Source organism: Rhizobium laguerreae, from assembly GCF_002008165.1.
Taxonomy (GTDB): domain Bacteria; phylum Pseudomonadota; class Alphaproteobacteria; order Rhizobiales; family Rhizobiaceae; genus Rhizobium; species Rhizobium laguerreae.
The window spans coordinates 913,361-929,340 of sequence record NZ_MRDM01000014.1 but is presented as its reverse complement, the minus strand read 5'-3'; the positions used below and the strand labels follow the sequence as shown (position 1 = coordinate 929,340).

Here is a 15,980-nt window from a genome sequence, read left to right as displayed (position 1 = left end):
AGCCGTGGGATCGCTTCAACTCAAATCCATCCGCAAGACCTATGGCACGCATGAGGTGCTGAAAGGCATCGACCTTGAGGTCAAGGACGGCGAATTCGTCATCTTCGTCGGGCCGTCGGGCTGCGGGAAATCGACGCTGCTGCGCAGCATTGCAGGCCTCGAAGACGTCACATCGGGCGCCGTCGTCATCAATGGTCGCGATGAGACTCTGACGCCGCCGGCCAAGCGCGGCATCGCCATGGTGTTCCAGTCCTACGCGCTCTATCCGCATCTGACGGTCAAGGACAATATGGGGCTCGGGCTCAAGCAGGCCGGTACCGCCAAGGATGAGATCGACAAGCGTGTCGGCAAGGCATCCGGCATGCTTTCGCTGCAACCCTATCTGGCGCGCCGGCCGGCCGAGCTCTCTGGCGGCCAGCGCCAGCGCGTCGCCATCGGCCGCGCCATCGTGCGCGAACCGGAACTCTTCCTGTTCGACGAGCCGCTGTCGAACCTCGATGCGGCGCTGCGCGTCCAGACCCGCCTCGAAATCGCCCGGCTGCACCGCAGCCTGAAGGCAACGATGATCTATGTCACCCATGACCAGGTCGAGGCGATGACGCTTGCCGACAAGATCGTGGTGCTGAATGCCGGCGCGATCGAGCAGATCGGTTCGCCGATGGAACTCTACAAACGACCGGCCAATGTCTTCGTCGCCGGCTTCATCGGCTCTCCGCAGATGAATTTCATCGCGGCCGAGAAGGTCGGCGACCACAGCGCCAAGACGATCGGCGTGCGTCCCGAACACCTGACGTTGTCGCGCGACCAGGGGACCTGGGCTGCGAAGGTCGTGCATGTCGAGCATCTCGGCGCCGACACGATCATCTATCTGGAATCCGACCAGTGCGGCCTGCTGACCGCACGTCTGTTTGGCGAGCATCAGTACGAGCCGGACGAGATCGTCTATGCGACGCCGGACCAGGCGCACGTGCATCGTTTCGATGTCGACGACCAGGCGATCCGTTAAGCGCATGACAGAACGGAAAAGCCCCAGCGGCAGGACTTTTCATTTACAGTCGGCGTGCGCGGGTTTGATCAGCCGAGCAGAGGCCGCATGAAGCTGCGTTCATAGCTGACGATACTGCGGTTGCGTTTGTCGAGTTCGAAAGCCGCCTGACATTCCGGATCGCTTGCCATGCGTGTGCGATAGTCCTCGTAGGCGGCAAGGCTCGGAAAGGAAAACAATGCAACGGCAATGTTGTTGGCGCCTTCGGATGGCAGGAAATAACCGTGATGGGTGCCGCCCATCCTGTTGACGATCGGAATCCAGAGCCGGGCATATTGCTCGAATTCGGCAAGCTTGCACGGATCGATCACATAGCGCAGGTGGCAGCTAATCATTGAAATATTCCATTTCGTAAAATGCCAGGCGGAGGCCTACCCGGGCCATTTCGTTTGTTCAACTTCCGGCACCGCCTCGGAGAGTTCAAGCGCCTTAAGGTGATGGCTGCATCACGATTACTGACGGGTCGGAAGAGCTGAAATGAAAAGGGCGCCGTTTTCGCGGCGCCTTTTGCATGAGTGGGATTGGCGAAGTCAGTCGCGGATGATCAGCAGGTCGGCCGCCATGAAGCGCAGCGTCACCGTTTCGCCGGCCTTCGGCGGGGTGGTGCCCGGGCTGTTGAACATGTCGAAGGAGATGACGTTGCCGCCGACATTCATGCGCGTGCGGATGACCGACCCCAGGAAGTGGGCCGAAACGACCTGGCCGGTGAGCGCCGTGTCGCTCTTGACGCTGTCGGAGAGCGAGCCGGCTTCCGGGCGCAGGGCCAGCGAGATGGTTTCGCCAGTCTTGTGAGCGGCCACCGACTGCTTCAGCGTTATGCCCTGATCACCGATCTGGATGCGGTTGCTGTCGGGATCGACGACCTTGGCTTCGATGAGGTTCAGCGTGCCGACGAAGGAGGCGACGAAGCGCGTCGCCGGCGTGTTGTAGATCTCGAAGGGCGAACCGATCTGGTCGGCCTTGCCGGCATTCATGACGACGATGCGGTCGGAGATCGACAGGGCTTCTTCCTGATCATGGGTGACGAAGACCGTGGTGATGCCGAGCTGCTGCTGGATCTGGCGAATTTCCTCGCGCAGCGAGACGCGGATCTTGGCGTCGAGCGCGGAGAGCGGCTCGTCGAGCAACAGCACCTGCGGCTTGACGGCAAGCGCGCGCGCAAGGGCGACACGCTGCTGCTGGCCGCCCGATAGTTGATAGGGGAAGCGGTCGGCCAGATGATCGAGCTTGATCAGGCCAAGCATTTCCTTGACGCGGGCGTCGATCTGAGGCTTCGGGGCGCCGGCGACCTTGAGGCCGAAGGCGACGTTGTCATGCACGGTCATATTGGGGAACAGCGCGTAGGCCTGGAAGACCATGCCGATATTGCGCTGGTTCGGCTTCAGCGAGCTCTGATCCTTGCCGTTGATGGTCAGCGTGCCGCCGGTCGGCGTTTCGAAGCCGGCGATCATGCGCAGGACGGTCGTCTTGCCGCAGCCCGACGGTCCGAGGAAGGAGACGAACTCACCCTTTTCGATCGTCATGTTGAAGTTCTTGACGACCTGCACTGGGCCGAAGGATTTCTGAATGTTGGTCAGTGTGAGAAAGGACATGAGCCAGATACCTTAAGCCTTTGCCGGGCGGGCTTTGCCGACGCGGGAAACGAGGTTGAGCAGGCCCATGCTGAGCCAGGTGATCGAGAAGGCGATGACGGCAAGCGCCGAAGGCTCATAGGCCTTGTTGGCGCCGACGAGCTGCAGGTAGGGACCGAAGGCCGGACGGTTGAGCAGTGCGGCAAAGGTGAATTCGCCCATGACGATCGCGAGCGTGATAAAGGCGCCTGAGAGCACGCCGCTCATGACGTTCGGGAAAATGCACTTGAACATGATGGTCGTCCAGCGGGCGCCGAGGCTTTCGGCCGCCTCCGTCAGCGTGCGGACGTCGATGGCGCGCATGGCGGTATCGACGGCGCGGTACATGTAGGGGAGGGACAGGGTGATATAGGAAAAGACCAGCAGGATGTTGGTGCCCGTCGTTGAACCCGTCAGCGGCAGGTAGGACGACGAATTGTACATCCTGAGGTAACCGAAGACGATGACGATCGCCGGAATCACAAGCGGCAGCAGCGTGATGAATTCGACGACGGGGCGCATCTGCGGCAGGCGCAGCCGCACCCAATAGGCCGTTGGCACGACGAGCAGCATGCCGAAGACGATGGTCAGCAGCGCCATCAGCATGGAATAGCCGAAGGTCTCGCGGAACTGAATGTCCGAGAAGACCGATTGATAGGCGTCGAGGCTGTATTCGCCGCGGCGCATGCGCAGCGAAAACTCGATTGTGCCGATCAGCGGGATGATGAAGTAGGACGCGCCGAGAATGATGGCGATCCAGGCTCCGAGACGTTGAGCTTTCATTTCTGCCACCGTTCGGCGCGCATGCGCAGCAGGAGGTAAAGGACGTTGGAGACGCCGGTGATGACGATCATGCCGAGCGCGATGGCGTAACCGAGGTTGGCATTATGCAGAACATCGCCGCGGATCTGCGCATAAAGCAGGATCGGCACGATGTTCAGCGAGCTGCCGGTCAGCGCAAAGGCTGTGGCGATGGCGCCGAAGGCATTGGCGAAAAGCAGCAGCGTCGTACCGAGCAGGCTCGGCCAGAGGATCGGCAGCGCGACCATCGTCCAGTATTGGCGGTTGGTGGCGCCGAGAATCTGGGATGCTTCGCGCCATTCCTTCTTCATGCCGTCGAGGGCCGGCGTCAGGATCAGCACCATCAGCGGAATCTGAAAATACATGTAGGTGATGGTGAGGCCGAAGAAGGACAGCAGGTTGAAGCCGGTGCCATAGAGATTGAAACCGAACCATTCGCGCAGGAAGATCGTCACAAGGCCGGTGCGGCCCAGCGTTGCGAGGAAGGCGAAGGCGAGCGGCACGCCGGCAAAATTCGAGGCGACGCCGGAGAAGGTGAGCAGTGTCGAGCGCACGGAGGCGGGCAGGCCACCGAGCACGACGGCCCAGGCAAGGAAAAATCCGATCAGCGCGCCGCCGAGGGCGGAGGCGACCGAGACGCGGATACTGATCCAGTAAGCGCTCATGATCGATGGCGTAAAAAGATCGCCGATATTCTTCAGCGTGAAATCGCCCTCGGGCGTCAGGAACGCGCCCACCACGAGATAAAGCGTGGGGATGATCAGGAATAGCAGCGAGAAAATAATGAAGGGTGCGATGCCCAGCCAGTCGATCACGCGGTCTTTGTTGATCAAGGGGGCACTGCTCGCCATCGGCGTTGAAACGGTGCTCATGGAAAAGCTCATCCTGGGGCGTCGGAGTGAGAAAACCTCCCCGCCTTGCGGCGGGGAGGCAGGATCAAAGTTTACTGAACGTTGGCGCCGACGACGGAATCCCAGTTCTTGGTGATTGTTTCCTTGCCGGCGGCCTGCTCTTCCAGCGTCGGGAAGACAGCCTTTTCATAGGCTGCTGCCGGCGGCAGCTTGTCGAGCAGTTCCTTCGGGATCTTGTTGTTCTTGGCAAGATCGTTGAAGCGGATCGGATGGCAATAGCCCTTCAGCCAGCCGAGCTGACCTTCGTCGGAATAGAGATATTCCATCCATAGCTTGGCAGCGTTCGGATGCGGAGCGAAGGCGGAGATCGCCTGAACGTAGACGCCGGCTACGACGCCGGTCTTCGGAACGACGACCTCGAACGGAGGATTGCCCTTCAGGCCTTCTCCCCACGAGAGGGCGTTGTAGTCCCACGCGATGACGATCGGCGTGGAGCCCTGCGCGAAGGGAGCAGCCTTGCCGACGACCGGCACGAAATTGCCGCTCTTGTTCAGTTCGGCGAAGTACTTCAGGCCTTCCTCGGCTGCCTTGGCAGCGTCGCCGCCGGATGCGGAAAGACCAGCGGCGTAGACGCCCTGGACAGCCTGGTTGGCGCTGCGCGGATCGCCTGCGAGGGCGACGCTGTTTGCATAGTCGCTCTTCTTCAGGTCGGCCCAGTCAGTCGGCGATTCCTTGACGAGATCCTTGTTCACCAGGAGCGCGAGAACGCCGTAATAGTCGCCGTACCAGTAGCCTTCAGCATCCTTGGCGGTATCCGGAATGGAATCCCAGGTGGAGACCTTATAAGGCTGGATCAGGCCGTCTTTCTTGGCAGACGGGCCGAAAGAGAGGCCGACGTCGATGACGTCGGGAGCCTGCGGGCCGGTGTTGCCCTTGTTGGCCTTGATGGCTTCGATTTCGTCGCCCGAACTTGCATCCGGGTTCAGTTCGTTGACCTCGAGGCCGTACTTGGCCTTGAAGCCGGCAATGACGTCGCCATAGCCGCACCAGCTGTGCGGCAGAGCGATCGTCGTCAGGCTTCCTTCTTTTTTGGCGGCGGCGATAAGTTCAGCGCTCGGCTCGGCGGCGGCAATCGCGGTCGAGGCCACGATCATCGCAGTAGAAAGCGACAGAAGTCGAGAAATGTTAGAGATCACTGTTGTTCTCCTTCGGGTTTTCAGTGTCTGGCGATGCTGTTAATGAGATTACATGAAGCTTGTGTGACGGTTCGATGACGTTAATTCTGCTGTGAATAGCGGGGGTTGCGACAAATGTTTTATTTGCGACAACGCCGTCTGTTTCCGCGAAAAGTCCGCCATTGTTTTTCTTCTGTTTTAGTCTTGTCCTCCTAACCCGGTTTACGGAAAAGCCTGGTCTGCTCGAACAGGCCTTCCAGTGTCTTCATGCGCTCTTTCGTCTCGTCCCAGGTCGAATTCTGAACGGCCTCGATCAGCGCTTCGACGATGAAAAGGGTGACGACGGAGGAATCCCAGGCCGACGGCGCCTCGATCCGGACGCGGAAGGCATGCCTGGCGAGCTTGGCGGCCGGCGAACCCCACTGGTCGGTGAAGACGATGATTTCGGCACCGCGTTTGCGGGCGGCGGTCGCAAGGCTCACCATCTCCTGCTCATAGCGGCGGATGTCGAAGATGATCAGGATGTCGCCGGCATTCATGTTGAGGACATATTGCGGCCAGCTGCTGGAATTCGACGATAGCAGCGTCGTTGCCGGCCGGATCACCTGCATATGGGTGAAGAAATACTCGGCAAGCGCGCCGGTGATGCGGCCGCCGACGAAATAAAGGCCGCGCTTGCGGTCGGAGAGCAACGCGGCGACGCTGTCGAACGTCGCGGTGTCGAGATCGGTCAGCGTCTGGCGCAGGTTGCCCATGATGGCATCGGCGAAACGGTTGAGAATATGGGTGCCTGGTGCGTTCTGCGCCCAGCGGTCGTGCTTGGCGATCGGGTTCGAGATCGTCGCCTCGACTTCCTGATGCAGATGCGCCTGAAAGTCCGGATAGCCCTTAAAGCCAAGCTTCTGCACCATGCGCACGACGGTCGGCGTCGAGACGCCGGCGTTCTCGGCGATCGTGGTGATGCTGCCGAGGCCGGAGACCGGATAATTGTCGAGCAGGCTTTCAGCCAGCTGCTTCTCGGCACGCGTTAACACCCCCAAATGCGAGTGTATGACGTCCGAAACCGTCTTCGACGCAACTGTCACTTAATATGCTCCCCGGGATGGTCTGGCGCCACTTTCCCACTCAAAGTTAACAACGCTGTCATAATCCATGTCAACCACTGTCATGAAAAGAAATTTTCAGTCGACGCTTGACACAGGCTGAAACCTGAAGAATTCTTTTCTTCATCAAGAATTTGTTAAGGGATAGGAGTGGCGCCTTTGGTGCTGGCCCGGCCGAAAATCCTCAGTGAAGCGGACGGTGACTGCGTCGGGATCGAACGTATCCACGGCCGGAGCCCGGTGCTTCTGATCTGCGAGCACGCTTCGAATGCGCTTCCAGTCGTTTACGGCGATCTCGGCCTGCCCAGCGAAGCGCTCTCCAGTCACATTGCCTGGGATCCAGGCGCGCTTGCGGTCGCCCGCAGCATATCGGAAGCGCTCGACGCGACGGTCGTTTACCAGCGGTTCTCGCGGCTTATCTATGACTGCAACCGGCCGCCCAGTTCACCCGGCGCGATGCCGGAGACCAGCGAGATCTACGCCATTCCCGGCAACAGGGAGTTGAGCCCGGAAGAACGGCTTGCGCGCACCGACTCGCTTTACGTGCCTTTCCACGACGCCATCCGCGGGCTGATCCGTGATCGCCGGGCTAGGGGGCAGGACAGCATCATCGTGACGATGCACAGCTTCACGCCGGTCTATCACGGCCGCGAACGCGCCGTCGAACTCGGCATATTGCACGATGAGGATAGCCGGCTCGCCGACCTTATGCTGAGGGCAGCGGCCGAGGCGCCGCTTTACAGGACGGAACGCAACGAGCCCTACGGACCCGAGGACGGCGTGACCCACACGCTGATCCTGCACGGGCTTTCGAACGGCTTGCGCAATGTGATGATCGAGGTCCGCAACGACCTCATCGCAGACGATAGCGGCCAAGGGGTCATGGCTGACTATCTAAAAGGGCTGCTCCAGCAAAGTCTGGACGCCTGATAAAAAGAAGACCCGAGGGAGCAGTCTAACTGCGAACGTCTGCATGGCGCAAATGCCGCGGGCAATTGGCACTGAATCGGCCCGCAATCCCGCGGCCGATCGTGAACAGGGGGAAGTCATGTCGGACTATACCGAACTGGACAAGAAGCAGGATGTGCACATCCTGCATTCCATGGGCTACGCCCAGGAACTCGAACGGCGAATGAGTTCATTCTCGAATTTCGCCGTCTCATTCTCCATTATTTGCATCCTTTCCGGCGGCATCAATTCACTGGCGCAAGCGACCTCCGGCGCCGGCGGGGCGGCAATCGGCATCGGCTGGCCGCTCGGCTGCTTCATCTCGCTCGTCTTCGCCGTCGCCATGGCGCAGATTAGCTCGGCCTACCCGACGGCCGGCGGTCTCTATCACTGGGGTTCGATCCTCGGCAACCGCTTCACCGGCTGGCTGACCGCCTGGTTCAACCTGCTCGGTCTCGTCACCGTACTTGGCGCCATCAATGTCGGCACCTACTATTTCTTCATGGGTTCGTTGGGCACGACCTATCTGGGGCTGACCGACTCGACGACGGTGCGCATCATCTTCCTCGTAATCATCACCGGTGCGCAGGCGCTCGTAAATCACATGGGCATCGGACTGACCGCGAAGCTGACCGATTTCTCGGGTTATCTCATCTTCGCGACCTCGATCGCGCTGGCAGTCGTCTGCCTCGCCGCGGCGCCCTCCTACGAGATCGGCCGCCTCTTCACCTTCGCCAACTATTCCGGCGAAGTCGGCGGCAATGTCTGGCCGACCACCTCAGGCGCCTGGGTCTTCCTTCTCGGCCTGCTGCTGCCGATCTACACCATCACCGGCTATGATGCCTCGGCGCATACGTCGGAAGAGACGGTCAAGGCCGCCCATTCGGTTCCGCGCGGCATGGTCGCCTCGGTGCTCTGGTCGGCGCTTTTCGGCTACATCATGCTGTGCTCTTTCGTCCTGATGCTGCCGAATATGGACGATGCGGCGAAGCAGGGCTGGAACGTGTTTTTCTGGGCGATGGACAGCCAGGTGAACCCGATCGTCAAGGACATTCTCTATCTTGCCATCCTTGTCTGCCAGTGGCTCTGCGGCCTTGCGACCGTCACCTCGGTCTCGCGCATGATCTTCGCCTTCTCGCGTGACGGTGGTCTGCCGGCATCGAAAGCACTGTCGAAGGTCAGCCCGCAGTACCGCACGCCGGTAGCTGCGATATGGACCGGCTCGATCCTGTCGGTCCTGTTCGTCTGGGGTTCGTCGCTGGTTTCGATCGGCGACACGCCGGTCTATACGATCGTCGTCTCGTGCACCGTCATCTTCCTGTTCTTCTCCTTCGCAATCCCGATCGCCCTCGGCCTCTTCGCCTGGGGTACGTCGAAGTGGGATAAGATGGGCCCGTGGAACCTCGGTGAAGGCATGTTCAAGCTGTTTGCAGGCTTGTCGATCCTGGCGATGATCCTGATCTTCATTCTCGGCATCCAGCCGCCGAACGAATGGGCGCTCTATATCACCGTCGGTTTCCTCGTGGTCACCGGCATCGTCTGGTTCGGCTTCGAGAGCCGGCGCTTCAAGGGACCGCCGATCGGCGCCGAAGTGGCGAAGCGCCAAGCCGAGATCGCGGCCGCCGAAGCAGCAGTCGGCGAGAGCGGCGAAAAGTAAGTCTCGAGGCTTCCCTCTCAAATGGCGGGGCCGCATCCTGCGGCCCCATCACCGGTTCAACGAAAAGGCATCGGGCCGCAAAGTCCGGCCGAGCGCATGCGATTTCGTTGGCCCGATTTTTCAATCCCAGTTCAGGCGGATCAATCATGAGCAGCTACACAATCGACGATCTCAGAAAGGATGTTGCCGAAGGGCGCATCGACACGGTTCTGGCCTGCCAGGTGGATATGCAGGGCCGGCTGATGGGCAAGCGTTTCCAGGCGGAATATTTCGTCGAGAGTGCGTGGAAGGAAACGCACAGCTGCAACTACCTGATCGCCACCGACATGGAAATGGAGACCGTTTCCGGCTATAAGGCGACGAGCTGGGAGAAGGGTTACGGCGACTACACGATGAAGCCGGATCTTGCAACGTTGCGTCGCATTCCCTGGCTCGAAGGCACGGCGCTGGTGCTGTGCGACATGCTCGATCATCACACGCATGAGGAGGTCGCCCATTCTCCACGCGCGATCCTGAAGAAGCAGGTGAAGCGCCTCGAGGATATGGGCATGAAGGCCTATATGGCCTCCGAGCTCGAATTCTTCCTGTTCGACCAGACCTACGAGTCGGCGCAGGCTTCTGGCTACCGCAATCTTAAGCTCGCCAGCGCCTATAACGAGGACTACCACATCTTCCAGACCACCAAGGAGGAAGAGGTGATGCGGGCGATCCGCACCGGGCTGCAGGGCGCCGGCATTCCGGTCGAGAACTCCAAGGGCGAGGCGTCGGCCGGCCAGGAGGAGATCAACGTGCGCTACGCCGATGCGCTCGCCATGGCCGACCGGCATGCGATCATCAAGAACGGCTGCAAGGAGATCGCCTGGTCGAAGGGCAAGGCCATCACATTCCTCGCCAAGTGGAATTACAATGCCGCCGGCAGTTCCTCGCATATCCACCAGTCGCTCTGGAGCCTGGAGGAAAAGCCGCTGTTCTTCGACCATACCGGCAAATACGGCATGTCGCCGCTGATGCACAATTATGTCGCCGGACTTCTCGCCCATGCGAGCGAGATCACCTATTTCCTGGCGCCCTACATCAACTCCTACAAGCGCTTCATGGCCGGCACGTTTGCGCCGACCAAGGCGATCTGGAGCAAGGACAACCGCACTGCCGGCTACCGGCTCTGCGGCGAGGAGACCAAGGGAATCCGTATCGAGTGCCGCGTCGGCGGCTCCGATCTCAATCCCTATCTCGCCTTCGCCGCGCTGCTTGCCGCCGGCATTGACGGCATCGAGAACAAGCTCGAACTCGAAGCGCCCTTCGTCGGCGACGCCTATGGCGGCAAGGGCGTCCGCGAGATCCCGCGCACGCTGCGCGCGGCCTCTACTGAAATGACGGAATCGGCAATGCTGCGCAAAGCCTTCGGCGACGACGTGATCGACCATTACACCCGCGCTGCCGAATGGGAGCAGGAAGAATACGACCGCCGCATCACCGACTGGGAAGTGGCGCGCGGTTTCGAAAGAGCTTAATAGGCATTTGCGATTTGCTTGCCCCTCACCCTAACCTTGCCGGGGTCGAGCCACTGGTCTCGACCCGTCCTACGGACCCCCGTAAAAACGGGGAGAGGGGACGTGCCAAACGCAGCGTCGATGTTGGGAAAGCCGGTGCGGCATATCCCCTTCGCCCCGTTTACGGGGAGAAGGTGCCGGCAGGCGGATGAGGGGCCACGGCCTCACTCAAATTTTGAAGATACGAGGACAGGAACAGATCATGGCAATGATCCAATGCATTTCACCGGTTGACGGGTCGGTCTATGCCGAGCGCGCAGCCCTTTCTCTCGATGCCGCCAAGGATGTCGTGGCGCGCGCCCGCAAGGCGCAGAAGGCCTGGGCGAAACGGCCGCTCGAAGAGCGTGTGCAGCTGGTGCTGAAGGGTGCTGCGCGGCTGAACGAAATGTCCGACGTCGTCGTGCCGGAGCTTGGCTGGCAGATGGGCCGGCCGGTCAAGTATGGCGGCGAATACAAGGGCTTCAACGAGCGTTCCAACTATGTCGCTTCGATCGCGGCGGATGCGCTGGCGCCTGTTGTCGTCGAGGAGAGCGATCGTTTCGAGCGGCGCATCGAGCGCGAAGCGCATGGCGTCGTCTTCGTCGTCGCGCCGTGGAACTATCCGTATATGACGGCGATCAATACGATCGCGCCGGCACTGATGGCCGGCAATACGGTGGTGCTGAAACATGCCTCGCAGACGCTGCTGGTCGGCGAGCGGCTGGTGCAGGCCTTCACCGAGGCCGGCGTTCCCGAGGATGTGTTCCAGAACGTCTTCCTCGATCATGAAACGACATCGGCGCTGATTGCCGCCGGCAGCTTCAATTTCGTCAACTTCACCGGATCGGTCGAGGGCGGGCGCTCGATGGAGCGGGCGGCTGCCGGCACCTTCACCGGCCTCGGCCTCGAACTTGGCGGCAAGGATCCGGGTTATGTCATGGAGGACGCCGATCTCGAGGCGGCCGTCGACACGCTGATGGACGGCGCGACCTATAATTCCGGCCAGTGCTGCTGCGGCATCGAGCGCATCTACGTGCATGAATCGCTCTATGACGCCTTCGTCGAAAAATCGGTTGCCTGGGTGTCGAACTACAAGCTCGGCAATCCGCTCGATCCGGAAACCTCGCTCGGGCCGATGGCGCATAAGCGCTTCGCGAAGGTGGTGCGCGAGCAGATCGCCGATGCGATTTCGAAGGGCGCCAAAGCGCTTGTCGATCCCAAACTTTTCCCCCAGGATGACGGCGGCGCCTATCTCGCACCGCAGATTCTTGTCGATGTCGACCATTCCATGGCCTTCATGCGCGAAGAGACTTTCGGTCCGGCGGTCGGCATCATGAAGGTGAAGAGCGACGAGGAGGCACTCGCTTTGATGAACGACAGCCAGTACGGGCTGACGGCCTCGCTATGGACCAGGGATGCCGAGCGGGCAGGGCGGCTCGGCCGCGAGATCGAAACCGGCACCGTTTTCATGAACCGCGCCGACTATCTCGACCCGGCGCTGTGCTGGACCGGTGTCAAGGAAACCGGCCGCGGTGGCTCGCTGTCGATCATCGGCTTCCACAATCTGACGCGTCCGAAATCCTTCCATCTGAAGAAAGTCACAGCATGAGCAGCAACATCACCGCAAACTGGAGCTATCCGACATCGGTCAAGCTCGGTCGGGGCCGCATCGCGGAAGTGGCCGACGCCTGCAAAAGCCTCGGCATCAAGAAGCCGCTGCTCGTCACCGACCGTGGCCTTGCCTCGATGGCGATCACCAAGACTGCGCTCGATATCCTCGAAGATGCCGGTCTCGGCCGCGCAATCTTTGCCGATGTCGATCCGAACCCGAACGAGAAGAACCTCGAAGCCGGCGTCAGGGCCTTCAAGGACGGCGGCCATGACGGCGTCGTCGCCTTCGGCGGCGGCTCCGGCCTCGATCTCGGCAAGTGCGTCGCCTTCATGGCCGGCCAGACGCGGCCGGTCTGGGACTTCGAAGATATCGGCGACTGGTGGACACGTGCGAGCCTTGAGGGCATCGCCCCGATCGTGGCGGTGCCGACAACGGCAGGCACCGGTTCGGAAGTCGGGCGCGCCAGCGTCATCACCAATTCCGAAACGCATGTGAAGAAGATCATCTTCCATCCGAGGTTCCTGCCTGGTGTCGTCATTTCAGATCCGGAACTGACGGTCGGCATGCCGAAGATCATCACCGCCGGCACCGGCATGGATGCCTTCGCCCATTGCCTGGAGGCCTATTCCTCGCCCTTCTATCACCCGATGTCAGCCGGCATCGCGCTGGAAGGCATGCGGCTCGTGAAGGAATTCCTGCCGCGCGCCTATCGGGAAGGCACAGATCTCGAAGCCCGGGCCAACATGATGGCGGCGGCTGCCATGGGCGCGGTCGCCTTCCAGAAGGGGCTCGGCGCCATTCACGCGCTGTCGCACCCGATCGGCGCGGTCTACAACACCCATCACGGCATGACCAATGCGGTGGTGATGCCGGCGGTGCTGCGTTTTAACCGGAAGGCGATCGAGGAGAAGATCGGCCGTGCCGCGGCCTATCTCGGCATTTCGGGCGGTTTTGACGGGTTCTACGATTATGTGCTGAAGCTCCGCTCCGAACTCGGCGTGCCGGAGACGCTGTCGGCGATGGGAATCGCTGACGACCGCATCGACGAATTGTCGGCCATGGCGATCGAAGATCCGAGCGCCGGCGGCAACCCGGTTGCAATGACACTCGAAAATACCAAGGCCCTGTTCAGGGATTGTTTCTGACAACATAAGAGCGGACCTACAGACTGGCCCGGAAAACCATGGTTTTCCGGGCTTTTTACGTTTCGGTGGCATCCCTATTTTTAGGGATGTGAAAAATACCGGCTGCAATTTCGCCGCGCGTGTTTCGAATTTGTTAACCATGATTAGAAAGGATGCATTAACCGCACGATGCTCCGACGGTGCGTAAAAGAGCGATTCCAGCTCGCACCATCCCTTCTGAGGACCGAACATGCCTGTCATCACATTCGCAAATACCAAGGGCGGCGCCGGCAAAACGACCGCTGTTCTGCTGCTCGCGACCGAGCTTGCCCGCAAAGGTTATCGCGTCACCATTCTCGACGCCGACCCGCAGCACTGGATTTCGCGCTGGCACGAAATATCAGGTCATGTGCCCAATGTTTCGGTGATCGATTTCGTGACGACTGCGTCTCTGCCGCTGCATATCAGCGAGAACAAGCACAATACCGACTACTTCATCGTCGACCTGCCGGGTGCGCGCAATCCGCTGCTTGCTACCGCCGTCGGCCTTTCCGACCATGTGCTGATTCCCATTCAGGGCTGCGCGATGGATGCGCGCGGCGGCGCGCAGGTACTCGAACTGCTGCAGTATCTGGACGAGAAGGCTGGCATCAAGATCGGCCATTCGGTGGTGCTCACCCGCGTCAATTCGATGGTAACGACGCGGGCGCTGCAAGTCGTCAAGTCACTACTCAGCGAGCGGCATGTGCCGGTGCTCGATACCGCTATTATCGAACGCTCCGCCTTCCGCGACATCTTCGACTGTGGCGGTACGCTGCACACGATCGATCCCACACGCGTCAGCAATCTCGACAAGGCCCGGGAAAACGCTACCTGTTTTGCCGAGGAAATGATGCGCAAGCTGCCGGTGAGGCTGACGGCATCCGCCCGCGTGACAAGCCCGATGGTCCGCTCCGCCGCCTGAATATTCCGTATGAAACGACAAGGCCGCCGGAGCGATTCGGCGGCCTTGTCGTTGTTATCGCGAGAATGACTTCAGTCGACGAATTCGACCGTCACTCCCGGCTTGACCATCTTGGCAAGCTCGGTGGCATCCCAGTTGGTCAGACGGATGCAGCCGTGGCTCTGGGTGCGGCCGATCTTCGAGGGCTCGGGCGTGCCATGGATGCCGTAGGTCGGCCTGGAAAGCGCCATCCAGACGGTGCCGACGGGACCGTTCGGGCCGGGCGGAATATTGAGGATCTTGTCATTGGCGCCCTGCTGGAAATTGATCTTCGGATTGTAGGTGTAGCCGGGATTGAATGCGACGCGCTCGACGTTGACCGTGCCTGACGGAGAGGGGGTATCGGTGGAGCCGATCGACGCCGGATAGGCGGCAAGCAGATTGCCGGCGCCGTCATAAGCGAAGACCTGCTTACGGCCCTTGTCGGCGATGATGCGGGCGACCGCGCCGCTCTTCGGCTCGCCTGGATTGACGACCTTGATGACGGTGCCGGGAACGGTGAAGTCGGCGCCGGGGTTCATCTCCTTAAGGAAAGCCTCATCCATGTGGAAACGCTCGGCGAGCATCTCGGTGGTCGAGGTGTAAGCCAGCGACGGCAGCAGCGCCTTATGCGAATAGTCTTCCGGAATCGCGGCGACGAAGGGGCCGGCCGCATCGGCCGGCGTGATCGTATAGCTGACGACGGGCAGCCCGCCGGTCATGCGCAGCTCTTCCAGAATGGCGTCGGTGTTGTTCGGATCGAGCTTCGAGCCGGTCATCTGATCGTAGGCTAAGATCGCCTTGGTGACGTTCGAACCCATATGGCCGTCGATGACGCCGGGGGAGACGCCGGCGCGGTCGAGGAAGACCTGCAATGCGACGATCTCCGGCTTCGATTTGTTGTTCAGCGTGATGACAGGTTCATCGGGTGGGGCCATCGGCTGATCGGCGGGCGGGATCTGCTGGTCGGGATCGATCGAGGCATAATCGTCGCCGGGCTGCGGATTGCCGATGCTGTTATCCTCGGGATAGGGCTGGTCGCCGAGCGGCTGGCGCTCGATCGCGGCATCGCGCGGTATGCCGCCGGTGACGGCGCCGCGCTCGGAATAACGCGTATCGCCATAGGGATTGTTGTCGGAATAATAGGGGTCGTTGCCGTATTGGTCGTTATAGACTTCGCGCGGGCCGGGCCGCGGCGGATAATAGCCGCGGGCGCGCATCTCGGTGGCGACGACGTTGCCATAGTCGTCGATCAAGACGCGATTGCCGCTACGGTCGCGGGCGTAGATATAGCCGGCTGGAACATAGTCGAGGATTTCGCCGCTCGGCGTCACAAGCACGATATCGCTCTGGCGGCGATCGCGGAACTGCTGCGCGCCTGCCTGCGGCGCTGTAGCCGCAAGAGCAGCCAGGACGGCCGCGAGACAAAATGCCGACTTCAAAAAGCGATCCACGTATCATACCTCGATCAGTGACTGGCAGACACACACCTGCGAATTTTGACGCTAGTGTGGAATTTATGAAAGCGTGCTGAACAAAATAT

General features: G+C 60.8%; 14 protein-coding genes. 7 read left to right on the top strand and 7 right to left on the bottom strand.

Features of this window, described 5'->3' with window-relative positions:
• The first annotated feature begins 4 nt into the window (after positions 1–4).
• A complete protein-coding gene (locus BS630_RS20375) occupies positions 5–1,006 on the top strand; it encodes an ABC transporter ATP-binding protein (protein WP_025395360.1) in 1,002 nt (333 codons plus the stop codon).
• A 68-nt stretch (positions 1,007–1,074) separates the two neighbouring features.
• Here BS630_RS20375 and BS630_RS20370 read toward each other — a convergent pair whose 3' ends face one another.
• The 6 genes from BS630_RS20370 to BS630_RS20345 all read right to left on the bottom strand — a co-directional run bounded on the left by BS630_RS20370 (position 1,075) and on the right by BS630_RS20345 (position 6,567).
• Positions 1,075–1,380 (bottom strand): NIPSNAP family protein, encoded by a 306-nt coding sequence (locus tag BS630_RS20370; RefSeq protein WP_077978826.1) that lies wholly within the window; start codon positions 1,378–1,380, stop codon positions 1,075–1,077.
• A gap of 195 nt (positions 1,381–1,575) precedes the next feature.
• On the bottom strand, positions 1,576–2,637 hold the full coding sequence (locus BS630_RS20365; protein WP_025395358.1) for an ABC transporter ATP-binding protein: 1,062 nt from the start codon (positions 2,635–2,637) through the stop codon (positions 1,576–1,578).
• Between the two features lie 12 nt (positions 2,638–2,649).
• Positions 2,650–3,438, bottom strand: coding sequence for an ABC transporter permease (locus BS630_RS20360; protein ID WP_077978825.1), 789 nt, complete (start codon positions 3,436–3,438; stop codon positions 2,650–2,652).
• A complete protein-coding gene (locus BS630_RS20355) occupies positions 3,435–4,328 on the bottom strand; it encodes an ABC transporter permease (protein WP_064652265.1) in 894 nt (297 codons plus the stop codon). The genes BS630_RS20360 and BS630_RS20355 overlap by 4 nt, the downstream gene beginning before the upstream one ends.
• Before the next feature lie 71 nt (positions 4,329–4,399).
• Entirely contained in the window at positions 4,400–5,503 is a 1,104-nt protein-coding gene (locus BS630_RS20350) for an ABC transporter substrate-binding protein (protein ID WP_077978824.1), read from the bottom strand.
• A 191-nt stretch (positions 5,504–5,694) separates the two neighbouring features.
• On the bottom strand, positions 5,695–6,567 hold the full coding sequence (locus BS630_RS20345; RefSeq protein ID WP_017961343.1) for a MurR/RpiR family transcriptional regulator: 873 nt from the start codon (positions 6,565–6,567) through the stop codon (positions 5,695–5,697).
• A 177-nt stretch (positions 6,568–6,744) separates the two neighbouring features.
• Here BS630_RS20345 and BS630_RS20340 point away from each other — a divergent pair, with 177 nt between their 5' ends.
• The 6 genes from BS630_RS20340 (at position 6,745) to BS630_RS20315 (ending at position 14,419) form a co-directional block, all read left to right on the top strand.
• Positions 6,745–7,515, top strand: coding sequence for an N-formylglutamate amidohydrolase (locus BS630_RS20340; protein ID WP_077978823.1), 771 nt, complete (start codon positions 6,745–6,747; stop codon positions 7,513–7,515).
• Between the two features lie 118 nt (positions 7,516–7,633).
• On the top strand, positions 7,634–9,190 hold the full coding sequence (locus tag BS630_RS20335) for an amino acid permease (RefSeq protein WP_170268462.1): 1,557 nt from the start codon (positions 7,634–7,636) through the stop codon (positions 9,188–9,190).
• Between the two features lie 146 nt (positions 9,191–9,336).
• Positions 9,337–10,701: a glutamine synthetase family protein gene (locus BS630_RS20330; RefSeq protein ID WP_077978821.1), complete on the top strand. Its 1,365-nt coding sequence runs from the start codon at positions 9,337–9,339 to the stop codon at positions 10,699–10,701.
• A 241-nt stretch (positions 10,702–10,942) separates the two neighbouring features.
• Entirely contained in the window at positions 10,943–12,328 is a 1,386-nt protein-coding gene (locus BS630_RS20325) for an aldehyde dehydrogenase family protein (protein WP_077978820.1), read from the top strand.
• The gene (locus BS630_RS20320; protein WP_077978819.1) at positions 12,325–13,476 is read left to right on the top strand and encodes an iron-containing alcohol dehydrogenase; all 1,152 of its coding nucleotides are present in this window, start codon (positions 12,325–12,327) and stop codon (positions 13,474–13,476) included. Before BS630_RS20325 ends, BS630_RS20320 begins: the two co-directional genes overlap by 4 nt.
• Before the next feature lie 229 nt (positions 13,477–13,705).
• Complete coding sequence (locus tag BS630_RS20315; RefSeq protein ID WP_077978818.1) at positions 13,706–14,419, top strand: ParA family protein; 714 nt, start codon at positions 13,706–13,708, stop codon at positions 14,417–14,419.
• 71 nt (positions 14,420–14,490) lie between these two features.
• Here the strand turns inward: BS630_RS20315 and BS630_RS20310 are convergent, their stop codons facing one another.
• Positions 14,491–15,891 (bottom strand): L,D-transpeptidase, encoded by a 1,401-nt coding sequence (locus BS630_RS20310; RefSeq protein WP_077978817.1) that lies wholly within the window; start codon positions 15,889–15,891, stop codon positions 14,491–14,493.
• Positions 15,892–15,980 lie beyond the last annotated feature (89 nt).

Bases quoted from the DNA above. Each gene is read 5' to 3' on its own strand.
- BS630_RS20315 (WP_077978818.1), top strand. From the start codon at position 13,706: ATGCCTGTCATCACATTCGCAAATACCAAGGGCGGCGCCGGCAAAACG.
- BS630_RS20325 (WP_077978820.1), top strand. From the start codon at position 10,943: ATGGCAATGATCCAATGCATTTCACCGGTTGACGGGTCGGTCTATGCC.
- BS630_RS20355 (WP_064652265.1), bottom strand. From the start codon at position 4,328: ATGAGCACCGTTTCAACGCCGATGGCGAGCAGTGCCCCCTTGATCAAC.
- BS630_RS20320 (WP_077978819.1), top strand. From the start codon at position 12,325: ATGAGCAGCAACATCACCGCAAACTGGAGCTATCCGACATCGGTCAAG.
- BS630_RS20360 (WP_077978825.1), bottom strand. From the start codon at position 3,438: ATGAAAGCTCAACGTCTCGGAGCCTGGATCGCCATCATTCTCGGCGCG.
- BS630_RS20330 (WP_077978821.1), top strand. From the start codon at position 9,337: ATGAGCAGCTACACAATCGACGATCTCAGAAAGGATGTTGCCGAAGGG.
- BS630_RS20365 (WP_025395358.1), bottom strand. From the start codon at position 2,637: ATGTCCTTTCTCACACTGACCAACATTCAGAAATCCTTCGGCCCAGTG.
- BS630_RS20335 (WP_170268462.1), top strand. From the start codon at position 7,634: ATGTCGGACTATACCGAACTGGACAAGAAGCAGGATGTGCACATCCTG.
- BS630_RS20370 (WP_077978826.1), bottom strand. From the start codon at position 1,380: ATGATTAGCTGCCACCTGCGCTATGTGATCGATCCGTGCAAGCTTGCC.